Genomic DNA, 13,363 nt, shown 5'->3' with positions numbered 1-13,363 from the left:
GCGCCCCCGGGGAATGTGTGACAAGATGTTACGGATCAGCGCCGCGGCGCACGGCGGGGCATCCTCAATGGCAGGATTTGTCCTGCTGGACCGGCGGACAGGGCACCGACCCCGTAAGAGCAGAAGACGCAACAGTCGCCCGGCTTCGGCCGCAGAAGACAGCCGCAGCCCTCGCAGTCGTAGAAGAACTGGCAGGCGTCCGTCGGCATCTCCTCCACCGCGCGGTGTCCGCAGTGGGGGCAGGTCAGTTCCGATGTCAGCTCGATCATCATCGGGGCTTCTTGTCCTTGTCCTTGTCCCTGTGCCGTCGGTCATCGCCGGTGCTGCGCTCGGCGGCCGCCCGCGCCAGGCTGTAGGCCCCGTAGGCGGCGAGAAACACGACGAGCAACAGGAACAGCGTGTGCCAGCCGAAGAACCAGTGCCAGTTTCCGTGCATGGCGTCGAAGGCGGGGTCGTGCCACATGGTGGCCTCCTGGGGTTTGAGGGTTCGATACCGCCAGGAGACCACGAAGACGTTTCAGGAGTTTGTCGGCAGGTGCCAGCGCCGTGTTACCGTCACGCCGGTGTCCGCTCAAGCCCCTCGACCACCCGCCGCAGGGCCTCGCGCACCTGCCCGGCGATCTCGCCCAGCGCGGGGTTGTCCACCGCCTGCATGGAGGCGACGGGATCGACGGCGGAAACACGGGTCCTGCCGCCCTCGTCCTCCTGGACGACCACGTTGCAAGGCAGCATGACGCCGATCTCCGGTTCGGCCTGAAGGGCCTGATGCGCCATCTTCGGATTGCAGGCGCCGAGGATCCGGTAGGGGCGGAAATCCGCGTCGATCTTCTTTTTCAGGGTCTCCTTGACGTCGATCTCGGTCAGAACGCCGAAGCCTTCCTGCTTCAGGGCCTCCGTAACCGTGGAGACGGCCGCGTCAAAAGGCATGTCGAGCGTGGTGCTGAAGGTATAGCTCATGGCATTGCTCCGGTTTCGGGGTCTCTAAGAACATTAGACGCCCATAATGTAGGGCCCGTTGCGCTTCGGGCGACCGGTCAATGCGGCGATTGGTGGCGGTTCAGGGCAAATGCCACGGCAAGGTCACGGCGCTCCGCCCGTTCCCGGATGGCGGCCTCGCGCGAGGCGGCCTCCTTCAGCGGAATGCCCGCCGCCTCCATGGCCTCCAGCCCCTTCAGTGGCGGCGCATCGACGCGGTGCGCGGTGGTGTTGCGGATGTACTGGTCCAGAGCCCGGTCAAGGGGCCGAAGGTCCGTCGCCAGCAACGTGTCGCCGCCCCGCGTGCAGGCGATCAGCGCCAGCGCATCCTCCAGCAGGGCCACGGAGCAGCCGATGGCAGCGCACCGGTCGCCCGGCAAGTATTCCCAGGCGATGGGGAAGGCGTGCTCCTTGGCCTCCATGGACAGCAGCGACTGCGGCATACTGCCCAGGGCCTGCGACAGCCGCGAGAAATCGCTGCCCGTCCACCCCCACAGCACAAGCTCTTCGGCCGTCCGTCCGTAGGTCTGGATCTCGCGCGCCAGGGCGTGCTGCTGCACCAGGGTTTGCAGGATGGAGACGATATAGGTGATGCCCAGCGTGATGAGCGACAGGCCGTTGAGCGCCGTCAGGATGGCAACGAGGCGCCAGCCGTCCTTGGCCGCCACGAAGTCGCCGACGCCCAGCGTCGACAGCGAGAAGCCGGCGAAATACCCGACCTCCCAGAAGTCCGCCGCCTCACGCGACTGCGAGGCCACCACGGCACCCGGCTCGGCATTGAAAATAAGGGTCCAGCCGAGCCACAGCCCGCCGACCCACCAGATGAACAGGATCGTCAGCACCAGCGGCCCAACCGCGTGGATGAGCCGCCCCTTCATCATGCGACTGAACAGCCCGCCCGCCGCGCGGGCACCCCGTTCCGCCACCAGGCCGGCCCCACCCATGGACACAGCGGTCCACATGAAGTCGACGTTGACGACGAGGACGAGCACGACCCCGATCACGAATTGGACGATGGAAAAATCCGACACGCGTCACCTCCGCGGCAGCAACGGCGGCAGCGGGAGCCGGGTTCGAGGCCGTGCGTTCTCAACCGTCTTCTAACGAAGAACCGTCACGGCGCGGCGGTTCTCCTGCCAGCACGCCGGTGTGCCCGCGACGCAGGTCGGCCGCTCCTTGCCGTAGGAGACGGTCTGAATGCGCGTGGAGGCGATGCCGAGCGCCACCAGGTGGCCCTTGACCGACGTGGCACGCCGCTCGCCGAGCGCCAGGTTGTAGTCGCGCGTTCCGCGCTCGTCGGCGTGGCCCTCGATCAGCACGTCGACCTGGGGGTATCGCGTCAACCACGCCGCCTGACGGCGCAGGGTGGCCTGCGCTTCGGCTGAGAGCGCATCCGTGTCGGTGGCGAAGAACACCCGGTCCCCGGCGGTCTGACGGAAGTCCTGCTCGGAACCAGCCACGGGCGCACCGCTGTTACCGATGCTCGCGTCGACCATTCCAGCACCGCCGGCACTGGCGCCACGCGCGCCGGCGCCCTCTTCCGGCGGTGTCGCGCAAGCAGCGAGAAGCGCGACGGCCAGGGCGGCGACACTCGGAGAAACGAACTTCCCCCCGAGAAGGGCTGCGATGCGGCGCCTCTGGTCTGCATCGGCAGCATCGTCGTCGTCCAGCCGTGCCACGAAGCGGGAACGGCCGTCCGCCAGCACCGCACCGTCGGCGGCCAACAGGCGGCCCCGGCGCGGCGTCAGCGGTTCAACGCGGATGCGGTTTCGGTCCGACAGCAGGGCATAGCGGTCATGGTTCAGAACCTGAAGCTGATATAGCCGCCCCGCAAGCAGGGCAAACCCGCCGACGGCCCCGCCGCCGAGCACCAGGAGCAGGCGGGTGAACAGGCGGCGGCGCTCGTCCCGTGCGGTCATTGGGACGCGACTGCCGCCTCTTCTTGCAGCTTTCGCACCAGCGGCAGGATGACCTCGTCGAGCGCGCGCGGGTCGATGGGGCCGACGTGCTTGTAGGCGACGCGGCCGTCGGCGCCGATGATGAAGGTTTCCGGCACGCCGTAGACGCCGAAGTCGATGGCGACACGGCCGTCACGGTCGGCGCCGACGCGATCGTAGGGATCGCCCAGGCTGTTCAGCCAATCCAGCGCGTCCTGGCCCTCGTCCTTGTAGTTCAGGCCGTGCAGCGGCACGACGCCGGAGGCCTTCAGTTGCATCCAGTAGGGATGCTCCTGCTTGCAGGCGGTGCACCACGAGGCGAAGACGTTGACGATGGACACCGCGCCGGTCAGGTCGTCCGACGACAGCCCCGGCGGGCGGCCTGGAATTTCCGGCAGGTCGAAGACGGGCACCTCGTCGCCGATCAGGGCCGACGGCAGCTTGGAGGGATCCAGCGTCAGCCCCACGGCGAAGACCACCGCCAGCAGCCCGAAGACGGCGGCCGGGGCGATGAACAGCCAGCGACGGCGCCCTCCCGGCGCCGCCACCGGCTTCGCCCCATGCGGCGCGGCGCGGGCGGTCATGCCCCACCATCCCGCCGGTCAACCGGCGTCTCGGGAAGGGCCGCCGGCGCGGTATCCGGGTCCTCGGGCGCCTGCTGACCGTGGCCGTGTCCATGTTTGCCGTGCCCGCCGTGCATGAGCCCGTGCATGGCGACGCAGGCGACCAGCGGCAGGAAGACGTAGAACGACCCGCCGCGCTGGGCATCCCACACAAGGAAGGCGCCACCGACCACAGTCGCGAGCCCGATCAGGACGCTCGTGCGCGGCTTGGTGCGGACATAGGTGGTGATGCGGTCGATCATTCGGTTTTCCTCCCCGATTGGCCGCCCCGCACGGAGGACGCCAGGACGGTCCGGGGCAGATCAAGGCATGGGACACCGGGCGCGCCCCATCGTCCTCCGGCGGGGTCGAGGCTCATATGACCACGCGCGGGTGCCGTAAGTTTGTCGGGCAAGGCCCTACTTCGTGACAGTCCTTTACTGGAGGGCGTTCCGACACACTCCGTAACACTTTTTCGGCGGACGCTCGCGCGGCGCGGCGCTACAGTCGCGGCATGGACGGTACACCGCACATCCTTGTCGTCGACGACCACCGCGACATCCGCGACCTCGTGGGCAAGTTCCTGACGAAGCATGGCCTGCGCGTCTCCACCGCCGGGGACGGGTCCGAGATGCACCGGGTCATGGCCGACCACCGCATCGACCTAGTGGTGCTGGACCTCATGCTGCCGGGCGAGGACGGCCTCAGCCTGTGCCGGAGCCTGCGCGCGGAGTCGGCCATCCCCATCATAATGCTGACGGCGATGGGCGAGGAAACGGATCGCATCGTCGGCCTGGAGATGGGCGCCGACGACTATGTGGCGAAGCCGTTCTCCCCGCGCGAGTTGCTGGCGCGCATCAAGGCGGTCCTGCGCAGGGCGCAGGGCGCGACCGCCGCCGCGCCTGCCGAGGAACGGTCGCTCGCCCACTTCGCCGGCTGGACGCTCGACCTCGGCCGCCACGACCTGCACCGGCCGGACGGCGTTGTGCTGCCGCTGAGCAAGGGCGAGTACAGCCTGCTTCTGGCCTTCGTGGAGCGGCCCAAGCGGGTGCTGTCGCGCGACCAGCTTCTGGACCTGGCGCGCGGGCGATCGTCGGTTGCTTTCGACCGCAGCATCGACACCCAGGTCAGCCGCCTGCGCCGCAAGATGGAGGACGACCCCGGCAACCCGACGCTCATCAAGACCGTCTGGGGCGACGGCTACATGTTCACCGCCGACGTGACCTTCGATGACGGCGACCCGTAAGCGATGGCGCCTGCCCTGGCCGCGCAGCATGGCGGGGCAGACCCTGCTTCTGCTGGTGGTGGGGCTGACGCTGTCCCACGCCGTCAGCATGATCTTCTATGCCCACGACCGCGACGCCCTGCTGGCGGCCACCGGCGGACGCGAGTTCGCGCACCGGGCGACGACCGTCGTGCAGGTGGTGGCGGCGGTGCCAGCACCCTTGCGCGACCGGGTGGCCCGCGCGACGGAAGCGGCGGACCTCGACGTTGCGGTCAACCCTCAAAATCCCCTCGTGCACGACCACGAGAACGACTGGCGCGCCCGCCTGATCCGTCAGCTTCTCCTTGAAGAACTTGGCCCGGCCTACCGCGACCGGATCATGGTCCAGGTACTCGATGCCCTGCCCGAGGACACGGTGGGTCTCGCCTCGCTGAACCCGCTGACGCGGGCGGATGTCCGCACCTCGGTCGGGCTCGGCGACGGGACGTGGGTGACGGTCTCGGGTGCCCTGCCGGAAGCCAGTGCGGCCCCGTCGGGCGGCGCGGTGGCCTCCACCGTCATCATGTTCGCCGGCGTGCTGGGGCTCTCGGTGATCGTGGTCCGCCGCATGACGCGGCCCTTGCGCGACCTTGCGCGGGCGGCGGAGCGCCTAGGCCGGGACGTTACCGCACCGCCCCTGGACGAGCGCGGGCCCGACGAGGTGCGGCGGGCGACGGGCGCCTTCAATGACATGCAGGCGCGCCTGCGCCGCTTCGTGGAGGACCGCACGCAGATGCTCGCCGCCATTTCCCACGACCTGCGCACGCCCATCACGCTCCTGCGCCTGCGGGCGGAGTTCATCGACGACGACGAGGAACGCGACAAGACGCTCTCGACGCTGGCCGAGATGGAGGACATGATCCGCTCCACGCTGGCCTTCGCGCGCGAGGACGCCGAGACCGAGCCCATGCAGCAGGTGGACGTGAGTGCCCTGGTGCAGAGCCTGTGCGACGATCTGGCGGAGGCCGGGCAGCCGGTGGCCTGCGCCGAGGCCCCGACCTGCGTGATGGCCTGCCGACCGCAGGCGTTGCGACGGGCGGTGTCAAACCTCGTCCAGAACGCGGTGCGCTATGGCGGCCGGGCCGTGGTCACGCTGGAGCGCGCGGCGGACGCGGTGCTGATCCATGTTGACGACGACGGCCCCGGTATCGCCGAGGATCAGATGGAGCGGGTGTTCCGGCCGTTCTACCGTGTCGAGGCATCGCGCGGTCGGGCCACCGGCGGCGTCGGCCTGGGCCTGAGCATCGTCGCGAGCGTGGCTCACGCCCACGGCGGCGATGTCCGGCTCGCCAACCGGGCCGGCGGCGGCCTGCGGGCGAGCCTGCGGCTGCCGGTGGCGCGGGGCGGGTCCGGCCGCTCGTAACATCTGGACACACTTTTCCTCCCGCGCTGACATAGCGCTGTTGCATGGGTGTGGTGTGCTGAGGCTCAGCAATCACGAAGCAAGGAGCTTTCACCATGCGCACCCTCCTGATCGCCACCGCCGCCCTTGCCGCCATGGCGGCCCCGGCCTTCGCGCAGACCCAGAGCGACCACAACGCCCACCATCCGAACATCGCAGCCGCCGCTGCCGCCGATGCCCCCACCGGGCAGGCGCAGGGACAGATGCAGCCCAACCAGATGCCCGGCGGCATGATGGGCCAGGGCGGCCAAGGCTCCGGCGGCATGATGGGGATGATGGGCCAGGGAGGCCAGGGCCCCGGCATGATGGGCATGATGGGCCAAGGCGGCATGGGCCTCGGCCCCTGCGCCATGATGACCGGCCAGCCGCTCGACCTGACCGCCGACGAAGCCAAGACGCTTCTTCAGGCCATGCTCATCCGCCACGGCAATGACCGCCTTCAGGCCGGCGCGGTCGAGGAACAGGACGGCAAGCTGATCGCCGCCATCGAGACCGTCGACGGCTCGCTGGTCCGCAAGGTCGCCATCGACGCCAAGACCGGCATGATGGCGCCCGCCGAATAAGCCAGCCGGGCGATACTGCCGGCAAGGTGCCGGGCGTCCCGCGCCCGGCGCTTCGGCCGTTTCGCTTAGGGCGCACAGGAGGCAGTCATGACACACGCACACACCGTCCACGACCACGCCGCCCACGGCCACATGCACGCGCAGGTCAAGGACCCGGTGTGCGGCATGTCGGTCGATCCGGCGGCGACGCAGCATCACCACCAGCATGACGGCTCGACGTATCATTTCTGCTCTGCCCGCTGCGCCAACGCCTTCATCGCCGACCCGGACAAGTACCTGAACACATCGGAGAAACAGGAACAGCCGGCGCCGCAAAAGGGCGTCATCTACACCTGCCCCATGCACCCCGAGATCCGCCAGGAAGGCCCCGGCACCTGCCCCAAATGCGGCATGGCGCTGGAGCCCGCCGGTGTGGTGGCCGACGAGGGGCCGAACCCGGAACTCGTCGACATGACCCGGCGCTTCTGGATCGGCGCACTGTTCACGGTGCCCCTGTTCCTGCTGGAGATGGGCGCCCACATCCCGGCGCTCGGCATCCATGACTGGATATCGCCCGGCACCGCCGTTTGGGTCCAGTTCGCCCTGGCGACGCCGGTCGTCCTGTGGTCCGGTTGGCCGCTGTTGCAGCGTGGATGGCTGTCGCTGGTCAACCGGTCGCTGAACATGTTTACGCTGATCGCCATCGGCGTGGGCGCGGCCTACGGCTTCAGCGTCGTTGCAACACTCTTCCCCGGCATCTTCCCGGACTCCTTCCGGGGCGCCGAAGGCATTGTCGCCGTCTACTACGAGGCCGCCGCCGTCATCACGGTGCTGGTGCTGCTCGGCCAGGTGCTGGAACTGCGGGCGCGCGAGCGCACGGGCGGCGCCATCAAGGCCCTGCTCGACCTCGCCCCCAAGACCGCCCGGCGCCTGACCGACCACGGTGACGACGAGGAAATCCCGCTGGAGGCCGTCCAGGTCGGCGACCGGCTGCGGGTGCGCCCCGGCGAGAGCGTGCCGGTCGACGGCACCGTCACCGAGGGCCGCAGTTCGGTCGACGAGTCCATGGTCACCGGCGAATCCGTGCCCGTCGAGAAGACGGAGGGCGACGCCGTCATCGGCGGCACGCTGAACGGCACCGGTGGGCTGGTGATCCGGGCCGAGAAGGTCGGCTCCGACACCATGCTGTCGCGCATCGTGCAGATGGTGGCCGAGGCCCAGCGCTCGCGCGCGCCGATCCAGCGGCTGGCCGACGTGGTTGCCGGCTGGTTCGTCCCCGCCGTGATCGCCGTCGCCGTCATCGCCTTCATCGTCTGGGCCGCCGTGGGCCCTGCCCCCGCCATGGCCTATGCGCTGATCGTCGCGGTCTCCGTCCTCATCATCGCCTGCCCCTGCGCGCTGGGACTCGCCACGCCCATGTCGATCATGGTCGGCGTCGGGCGCGGGGCCGGCGAAGGCGTGCTCATCAAGAACGCCGAGGCGCTGGAGCGCTTCGAGAAGGTGGATACGCTGGTGGTCGACAAGACCGGCACGCTAACGGAAGGCCGCCCGAAGGTCACCCGCGTCATCCCCGCCGAGGGACAGGCCGAGGATCACGTGCTGGCCCTCGCCGCCGCCCTGGAGCGCGGCAGCGAACATCCGTTGGCCGCCGCCATCGTCGAGGCGGCGCGGGAGCGCGGCGTCTCGCTGCCCCGGGCGGAAGACTTTTCCTCGGTCACCGGCAAGGGCGTGCAGGGCACGGTGGAAGGTCGCGCCGTCGCGCTTGGCAACATCAAGCTGATGCGCGACCTGTCAGTGGCGCCGGGCGACTTGGAAGGCACAGCGGATGACCTGCGGCGTGAGGGCGCGACGGTCATGTTCCTTGCCGTTGACGGAGCCCCCGCCGGGCTGGTCGCCGTCGCCGACCCGGTGAAGGCCACCACCCCCGAGGCCCTGAGGGTGCTGCGCGAGACCGGGATGCACATCGTCATGCTGACCGGCGACAACCGCACCACGGCCGAGGCCGTCGCCCGCGCGCTCGGCATCGACGCCGTGGAGGCCGAGGTCTCGCCCGAGGACAAGAACGCCGTGGTCCGCCGCCTGCGCCAGGAAGGTCGCATCGTCGCCATGGCCGGCGACGGTGTGAACGACGCACCCGCCCTTGCCGAAGCCGACGTTGGCATCGCCATGGGCACCGGCACCGACGTTGCCATCCAGAGCGCCGGCGTCACGCTGGTGAAGGGCAACCTGGACGGCATCGCGCGGGCCCGCGTGCTCAGCCACGCCACCATGCGCAACATCCGCCAGAACCTGTTTTTCGCCTTCATCTACAATGGCCTGGGTGTGCCGCTGGCGGCCGGCGTGCTGTACCCGGCCTTCGGCTGGATGCTGAGCCCCATCATCGCCGCCGCCGCCATGGCGCTGAGTTCGACATCGGTGATCGGCAACGCGCTCCGCCTGCGCTGGGTGAAACTGCCGCACGCGAGCGCCCCGCAGGGCCGGAGGGCGTCATGATCGCGCCCCGAAACCGCAAGCTGCTCCAGTCGCTTTTGCTGCTGGGCAGCGTGACCGAGGCGCGCGACCCGTACACGGGCGGCCATCTCTGGCGCATGTCGCAGTTGTGCAAGATGATCGCCGTCCGGGCGGGCGCCTCGCGTCGGGTGGAGATGGAAGCCGTCATCGGCGGCTGGCTCCACGACATCGGCAAGATCGGCGTGCCCGACGCGATCCTCCTGAAGCGGGGCCGCCTGACCGGCGACGAGCTATCAGTCATGCACCGCCATCCCCGCCTGGGGGCGGCGCTGCTGCGGGACCATCCGCTGGGCCTTCTGGCACGCCGCGTGGTGGCCGAGCATCACGAGCGCCTTGACGGCAGCGGCTATCCGCGCGGCCTTCACGGCGAGGCCATCGGGCGGGCGAGCCGCATCGTCGCCGTCGCCGATGCCTTCGACGCCATGACCAGCGCCCGCCCCTATCGCGCCGCCATGACGCCGGAAAAGGCCCTGAGCGTCCTGCGCCCCCTCGCCGGCCGGCAATATGACGCCGGCGCCTTCGAAGCGCTGGCGGCGCTGGTCGAGGAAGGCCGACTGGACGGAATCGTCGGCCACGCGGACCACGGGGTGGACCTGGTGCTCTGCCCCCACTGCGGCCCGGCCGTCGCCGTGCCCCGCGACGCGCGGAGCGGCGATGTCATCCGCTGTCACACCTGCCTTGGGGTCTTCCGCCTCTATTTCCGCGGCAAGGCGTGGCGCGCCATGCCGGAGGCCGATGACGAGACCGCCAGGGACGCCGCCATGCCGCCCGGCCCTCCCTCCGCCATTCCGCACATCATCGACAGCCTCGCCGACCACCCGGCGCGGGCCGCCCACTGACCACCAAGAGGACGTTCATGACCGGCCCCATGCCGTTTCCCAACATCGACCCCGTGGCCTTTGAACTCGGCCCGATCGTCATCCGCTGGTATGCGCTGGCCTATCTGACCGGCCTGACCGGCGGATGGCTTCTTCTGCGCCGCATGGTGCCGCGCTGGCCGGGCCTCGGCGGACTGACGCGCGACGATGTGGACGACTTCCTGCTCTGGGCCACCTTCGGCGTCGTCCTCGGCGGCCGGCTGGGCTATGTGCTGTTCTACAAGCCGGGCTACTACCTGTCGCACCCGCTGGAGATCGTCCAGGTCTGGCATGGCGGCATGTCGTTCCACGGGGGCCTGCTGGGTGTCGCCGTCGCAATCTGGCTGTTCGCGCGCAAGCGCAAGGTGCCGCTGCTGCCGTTCGCCGACACCATCGCGGTCGTCGCGCCGATCGGCCTGTTCTTCGGGCGGCTGGCGAACTTCATCAACGGCGAGTTGTTCGGCCGCGCCACCGACGTGCCGTGGGCCATGGTCTTCCCCATGGGCGGAGCGGTGCCGCGCCACCCGAGCCAGCTCTATGAGGCGGCGCTTGAGGGGCTCGTCCTTCTCGTGGTCATGGCGGCTCTCGCCAGCCGGCCGGCGGTGCGGGCGCGGCCGGGCGTGCTGTTCGGGACGTTCCTGATGCTCTACGGCCTCGCGCGCTTCACGGTGGAGTTCTTCCGCGAGCCGGACCCGTTCCTGGGCTTCGTCTGGCAGGGCGCGACCATGGGCCAGCTTCTCAGCCTGCCGATGATTGCGCTGGGACTCAGCGTCGTCGCCTATGCGGCGCGCCGCCGCGCGGTGTCCGGGACGGCCTGAGACGCTGGCGCCGGCCGTGTCGCCTGCCCCTCACCCGATGACGACGGTTTCGTCGGCCTTGAGGGTGTAGGGCGGCAAGGCTAGGTTCAGGGGCGCGGGACCGTGGCGAACACGGCCCGACGTGTCGTATTGCGAGCCATGACACGGGCAGAACCATCCGCCGTAGCGGCCGCGCGAGTCGCTCGACTTCTGCCCGAGCGGCACACAGCCCAGGTGCTTGCAGATTCCGACGACGACAAGCCAGTCTGCATTCTGCACGCGCGAGGCATCGGTTGCCGGATTGATCAGCTTCGGATCGTCGTCGGCAGCCACGGCCAACTGGATTTCCTCCTCGGTCCGGTGGCTGACGAAAACCGGCTTGCCCCGCCACGTCACCGTGACGCGCTGACCGACGGCAACCGGGGTCAGGTCGAGTTCGGTTGACGACAACGCAAGAACGTCGGCGGTTGGGTTGATGCTGTCGATGAAGGGCCAGAGCGCCAAGCCCGTCCCCACAACGGCCACCGCCCCGGTGCCATAAAGCAGAAAGTCGCGGCGACCGGGATCGTCTGTGACATCCGCCCTTCTGGTTTCGGTCGTAGCCATGGAAACCTCCTCGATGCCGGTTGAAACAGGAAGCCTCCGCCTCGAATAGTGATTACGCCAGTGCGTGCGGCGTCCGGCCCCTCCAAGAGATAGACCGGCTTGTCATGTCCTGGAGGACCAGCAGCGCCGCGTTGTCCGAATGCCGTCCACCGAGCGCCGCCAAGCAATCGAAGATATCGCGCACGTCATGGCGCCGTCCGGCACGCAGTGCGTCGTTCAGTGCCGCCATCAGGACGTCGGCCGCCTCGGCGCGGTCAACCTCGCTCAAATACATCGTCATCCTCTTCTGTTGGGCCTGAGGCCCTGGTGAGCGCTCAACGTCCCAGTCATGGTGACAGGCGGATTTGTCCGCCATGTGTCGGGACAGGGCGGAAGAATGTGACAGGTTGTTACAGAAGAGGTCTGGTTCCACTGAGGTACCTGGGGCCACGGCCTTCCCCATGGGCGGTGCGGCGCCGCCCGAGCCAGTTCTGCGACGCGGCGCTGGAACGGCGGCGGATGCACCATGGCGTCCGCCGCCGCTTCCTCCCTTATTGGGCCTGGATCGTCTCGATCATGTAAATACCGTCGGCACCCCGCGTCAGGGTGAAGGACACCGGCGCGCCCGCTTCCAGGGCGGCCAGGTCGACGCCCTCGGCCACGGCGAAGTCCATGGTCATGGCGGGCCAGCCGATGGCGGCGATGGGCTCATGCGTCACGTTCACCTTGCGGGCGCCGGCGTCCACGCCGTTCACCGTGCCGATGCCCGCGACGGCCGCCTCTTCCCCATGCTTCGCGCCGGCCATCGTGGAATGGTCGGACATGGTGTGCGAGGACTGCGCCATGGCGGCGGCCGGCAGAACGGCCAGGACGGCGGCGGCGAAAAGGATCGTCTTCATGGGTATAAGTCTCCTGGGGTTAATCATTCGGCGGGGTGGCCGTGGGCCATGGCGCCGGGGGTGGATGACTGGGTCTTCGGGTTGCGGACGGCGTCGATGCGGTTGACCAGCACGAACACCGCCGGGATGACGAACAGGGTAAGAAGCGTCGCCGTCGCCATGCCGCCGACCATGGGCGCGGCGATGCGGCGCATGACCTCCGCGCCCGTGCCGGTGCCAATCATGATGGGCAGCAGGCCGGCGAAGATGGTGGCGACGGTCATCAGCTTGGGCCGCAGGCGGAGCAGCGCGCCTTCCGTCACCGCATCGTGGACATCGTCCATGGTGACCGGGCGCCCCTCCGCCGCCGCCAACCGGCGCCGTTTGTCGAGCGCGAGGTTGAGGTAGACCTGCATGATGATGGCGGTCTCCACCGCCACGCCGGCAAGCGCGATGAAGCCCACCACGACCGCCACCGACAGGTCGAAGTCCAGCATCCAGAGCAGCCAGAAGCCGCCCGAAAGCGCGATGGGCAGGGTGCCGACGATGGTGGCGACGTCGACCGCCCGGCCGAAGGCCATGAACAGCAACACGACGATCAGCAGCAGCGTCACCGGCACGATCATGCCAAGCCGCTTCTCCGCCCGTTCCAGGAACTCGAATTGGCCGGACCAGGCGACGGAATAGCCCGGCGGCAGGTCGACCTGCTCGGCCACCACGCGGCGCGCTTCCTCGACGTAGCCGCCAAGGTCGCGGCCGGCGATGTCGACGTAGATCCAGCCGTTCAGGCGGGCGTTCTCCGACCGGATCATGCCCGGCCCGTCGGTGACCGTGATGTCGGCCACATCGCCCAGGCCGATCTGCGCGCCCGAGGGCGTGACCATGGGCAGCTCGCGCAGGGCCTCGATGCTGGTGCGGTCGTCGTAGGGGTAGCGGATGTTGATGGGGTAGCGCTCCAGCCCCTCCACGGTCTCGGAGATGCGCATGCCGCCGATGGCGGTGCGCACCACGTC

At 69.2% G+C, this 13,363-nt stretch carries 17 protein-coding genes; 6 read left to right on the top strand and 11 right to left on the bottom strand.

The genetic code is table 11. The features are described from left to right. Window positions 1-35: 35 nt before the first annotated feature. The 7 genes from C882_RS25755 to C882_RS14045 all read right to left on the bottom strand — a co-directional run bounded on the left by C882_RS25755 (window position 36) and on the right by C882_RS14045 (window position 3,777). Entirely contained in the window at window positions 36-269 is a 234-nt protein-coding gene (locus C882_RS25755; RefSeq protein ID WP_322090750.1) for a GDCCVxC domain-containing (seleno)protein, read from the bottom strand. Then, window positions 269-463, bottom strand: a complete 195-nt coding sequence (locus C882_RS14070) for a hypothetical protein (RefSeq protein ID WP_009541291.1) — start codon at window positions 461-463, stop codon at window positions 269-271. Before C882_RS14070 ends, C882_RS25755 begins: the two co-directional genes overlap by 1 nt. Window positions 464-555: 92 nt before the next feature. Beyond that, window positions 556-957 (bottom strand): DUF302 domain-containing protein, encoded by a 402-nt coding sequence (locus tag C882_RS14065; protein WP_009541290.1) that lies wholly within the window; start codon window positions 955-957, stop codon window positions 556-558. 77 nt (window positions 958-1,034) lie between these two features. After that, window positions 1,035-2,006, bottom strand: coding sequence for a potassium channel family protein (locus tag C882_RS14060; protein WP_009541289.1), 972 nt, complete (start codon window positions 2,004-2,006; stop codon window positions 1,035-1,037). Window positions 2,007-2,075: 69 nt separating this feature from the next. Beyond that, window positions 2,076-2,894 carry a peptidoglycan-associated lipoprotein Pal gene (gene pal, locus C882_RS25750; protein ID WP_009541288.1) on the bottom strand — a complete coding sequence of 273 codons (819 nt, stop codon included), beginning with the start codon at window positions 2,892-2,894 and terminating at the stop codon, window positions 2,076-2,078. Further along, entirely contained in the window at window positions 2,891-3,496 is a 606-nt protein-coding gene (locus C882_RS14050; RefSeq protein ID WP_009541287.1) for a DsbE family thiol:disulfide interchange protein, read from the bottom strand. The genes pal and C882_RS14050 overlap by 4 nt, the downstream gene beginning before the upstream one ends. Next, complete coding sequence (locus tag C882_RS14045; RefSeq protein WP_009541286.1) at window positions 3,493-3,777, bottom strand: DUF2933 domain-containing protein; 285 nt, start codon at window positions 3,775-3,777, stop codon at window positions 3,493-3,495. The genes C882_RS14050 and C882_RS14045 overlap by 4 nt, the downstream gene beginning before the upstream one ends. A 251-nt stretch (window positions 3,778-4,028) precedes the next feature. Here C882_RS14045 and C882_RS14040 point away from each other — a divergent pair, with 251 nt between their 5' ends. The 6 genes from C882_RS14040 to lgt all read left to right on the top strand — a co-directional run bounded on the left by C882_RS14040 (window position 4,029) and on the right by lgt (window position 10,908). Continuing rightward, window positions 4,029-4,760, top strand: coding sequence for a response regulator (locus C882_RS14040; protein WP_009541285.1), 732 nt, complete (start codon window positions 4,029-4,031; stop codon window positions 4,758-4,760). Then, window positions 4,744-6,141: an ATP-binding protein gene (locus C882_RS14035; protein WP_201448372.1), complete on the top strand. Its 1,398-nt coding sequence runs from the start codon at window positions 4,744-4,746 to the stop codon at window positions 6,139-6,141. The genes C882_RS14040 and C882_RS14035 overlap by 17 nt, the downstream gene beginning before the upstream one ends. Before the next feature lie 95 nt (window positions 6,142-6,236). After that, window positions 6,237-6,743 carry a hypothetical protein gene (locus C882_RS23345; RefSeq protein WP_009541283.1) on the top strand — a complete coding sequence of 169 codons (507 nt, stop codon included), beginning with the start codon at window positions 6,237-6,239 and terminating at the stop codon, window positions 6,741-6,743. Between the two features lie 87 nt (window positions 6,744-6,830). Further along, window positions 6,831-9,215 carry a heavy metal translocating P-type ATPase gene (locus tag C882_RS14020; RefSeq protein ID WP_009541282.1) on the top strand — a complete coding sequence of 795 codons (2,385 nt, stop codon included), beginning with the start codon at window positions 6,831-6,833 and terminating at the stop codon, window positions 9,213-9,215. After that, on the top strand, window positions 9,212-10,072 hold the full coding sequence (locus tag C882_RS14015) for an HD-GYP domain-containing protein (RefSeq protein ID WP_009541281.1): 861 nt from the start codon (window positions 9,212-9,214) through the stop codon (window positions 10,070-10,072). The genes C882_RS14020 and C882_RS14015 overlap by 4 nt, the downstream gene beginning before the upstream one ends. A 17-nt stretch (window positions 10,073-10,089) precedes the next feature. Then, a complete protein-coding gene (lgt, locus tag C882_RS14010) occupies window positions 10,090-10,908 on the top strand; it encodes a prolipoprotein diacylglyceryl transferase (protein WP_009541280.1) in 819 nt (272 codons plus the stop codon). 30 nt (window positions 10,909-10,938) lie between these two features. On the opposite strand, the gene petA is transcribed toward lgt, so the two are convergent. From petA to C882_RS13990, 4 genes are all read right to left on the bottom strand, one after another. Beyond that, complete coding sequence (gene petA / locus C882_RS14005) at window positions 10,939-11,493, bottom strand: ubiquinol-cytochrome c reductase iron-sulfur subunit (RefSeq protein WP_009541279.1); 555 nt, start codon at window positions 11,491-11,493, stop codon at window positions 10,939-10,941. Window positions 11,494-11,545: 52 nt separating this feature from the next. Continuing rightward, window positions 11,546-11,773, bottom strand: coding sequence for a hypothetical protein (locus tag C882_RS14000; RefSeq protein ID WP_043645671.1), 228 nt, complete (start codon window positions 11,771-11,773; stop codon window positions 11,546-11,548). A 250-nt stretch (window positions 11,774-12,023) separates the two neighbouring features. Continuing rightward, window positions 12,024-12,371, bottom strand: coding sequence for a copper-binding protein (locus C882_RS13995; RefSeq protein WP_009541278.1), 348 nt, complete (start codon window positions 12,369-12,371; stop codon window positions 12,024-12,026). A gap of 23 nt (window positions 12,372-12,394) precedes the next feature. Next, window positions 12,395-13,363, bottom strand: a 969-nt coding sequence (locus C882_RS13990) for an efflux RND transporter permease subunit (RefSeq protein WP_043645670.1), incomplete at its 5' end; no start/stop codon positions are given.

The sequence above is a fragment of the Caenispirillum salinarum AK4 genome (assembly GCF_000315795.1).
Classification (GTDB): domain Bacteria; phylum Pseudomonadota; class Alphaproteobacteria; order Rhodospirillales; family Rhodospirillaceae; genus Caenispirillum; species Caenispirillum salinarum.
This window is presented reverse-complemented; position numbering and strand designations above follow the sequence as displayed.

What these genes read in the sequence shown, in the direction of transcription:
- C882_RS25755 (WP_322090750.1), bottom strand. Translation starts at nt 269, where the DNA reads ATGATCGAGCTGACATCGGAACTGACCTGCCCCCACTGCGGACACCGC.
- C882_RS14070 (WP_009541291.1), bottom strand. Translation starts at nt 463, where the DNA reads ATGTGGCACGACCCCGCCTTCGACGCCATGCACGGAAACTGGCACTGG.
- C882_RS14065 (WP_009541290.1), bottom strand. Translation starts at nt 957, where the DNA reads ATGAGCTATACCTTCAGCACCACGCTCGACATGCCTTTTGACGCGGCC.
- pal (WP_009541288.1), bottom strand. Translation starts at nt 2,894, where the DNA reads ATGACCGCACGGGACGAGCGCCGCCGCCTGTTCACCCGCCTGCTCCTG.
- C882_RS14050 (WP_009541287.1), bottom strand. Translation starts at nt 3,496, where the DNA reads ATGACCGCCCGCGCCGCGCCGCATGGGGCGAAGCCGGTGGCGGCGCCG.
- C882_RS14045 (WP_009541286.1), bottom strand. Translation starts at nt 3,777, where the DNA reads ATGATCGACCGCATCACCACCTATGTCCGCACCAAGCCGCGCACGAGC.
- C882_RS14040 (WP_009541285.1), top strand. Translation starts at nt 4,029, where the DNA reads ATGGACGGTACACCGCACATCCTTGTCGTCGACGACCACCGCGACATC.
- C882_RS14035 (WP_201448372.1), top strand. Translation starts at nt 4,744, where the DNA reads ATGACGGCGACCCGTAAGCGATGGCGCCTGCCCTGGCCGCGCAGCATG.
- C882_RS23345 (WP_009541283.1), top strand. Translation starts at nt 6,237, where the DNA reads ATGCGCACCCTCCTGATCGCCACCGCCGCCCTTGCCGCCATGGCGGCC.
- C882_RS14020 (WP_009541282.1), top strand. Translation starts at nt 6,831, where the DNA reads ATGACACACGCACACACCGTCCACGACCACGCCGCCCACGGCCACATG.
- C882_RS14015 (WP_009541281.1), top strand. Translation starts at nt 9,212, where the DNA reads ATGATCGCGCCCCGAAACCGCAAGCTGCTCCAGTCGCTTTTGCTGCTG.
- lgt (WP_009541280.1), top strand. Translation starts at nt 10,090, where the DNA reads ATGACCGGCCCCATGCCGTTTCCCAACATCGACCCCGTGGCCTTTGAA.
- petA (WP_009541279.1), bottom strand. Translation starts at nt 11,493, where the DNA reads ATGGCTACGACCGAAACCAGAAGGGCGGATGTCACAGACGATCCCGGT.
- C882_RS14000 (WP_043645671.1), bottom strand. Translation starts at nt 11,773, where the DNA reads ATGACGATGTATTTGAGCGAGGTTGACCGCGCCGAGGCGGCCGACGTC.
- C882_RS13995 (WP_009541278.1), bottom strand. Translation starts at nt 12,371, where the DNA reads ATGAAGACGATCCTTTTCGCCGCCGCCGTCCTGGCCGTTCTGCCGGCC.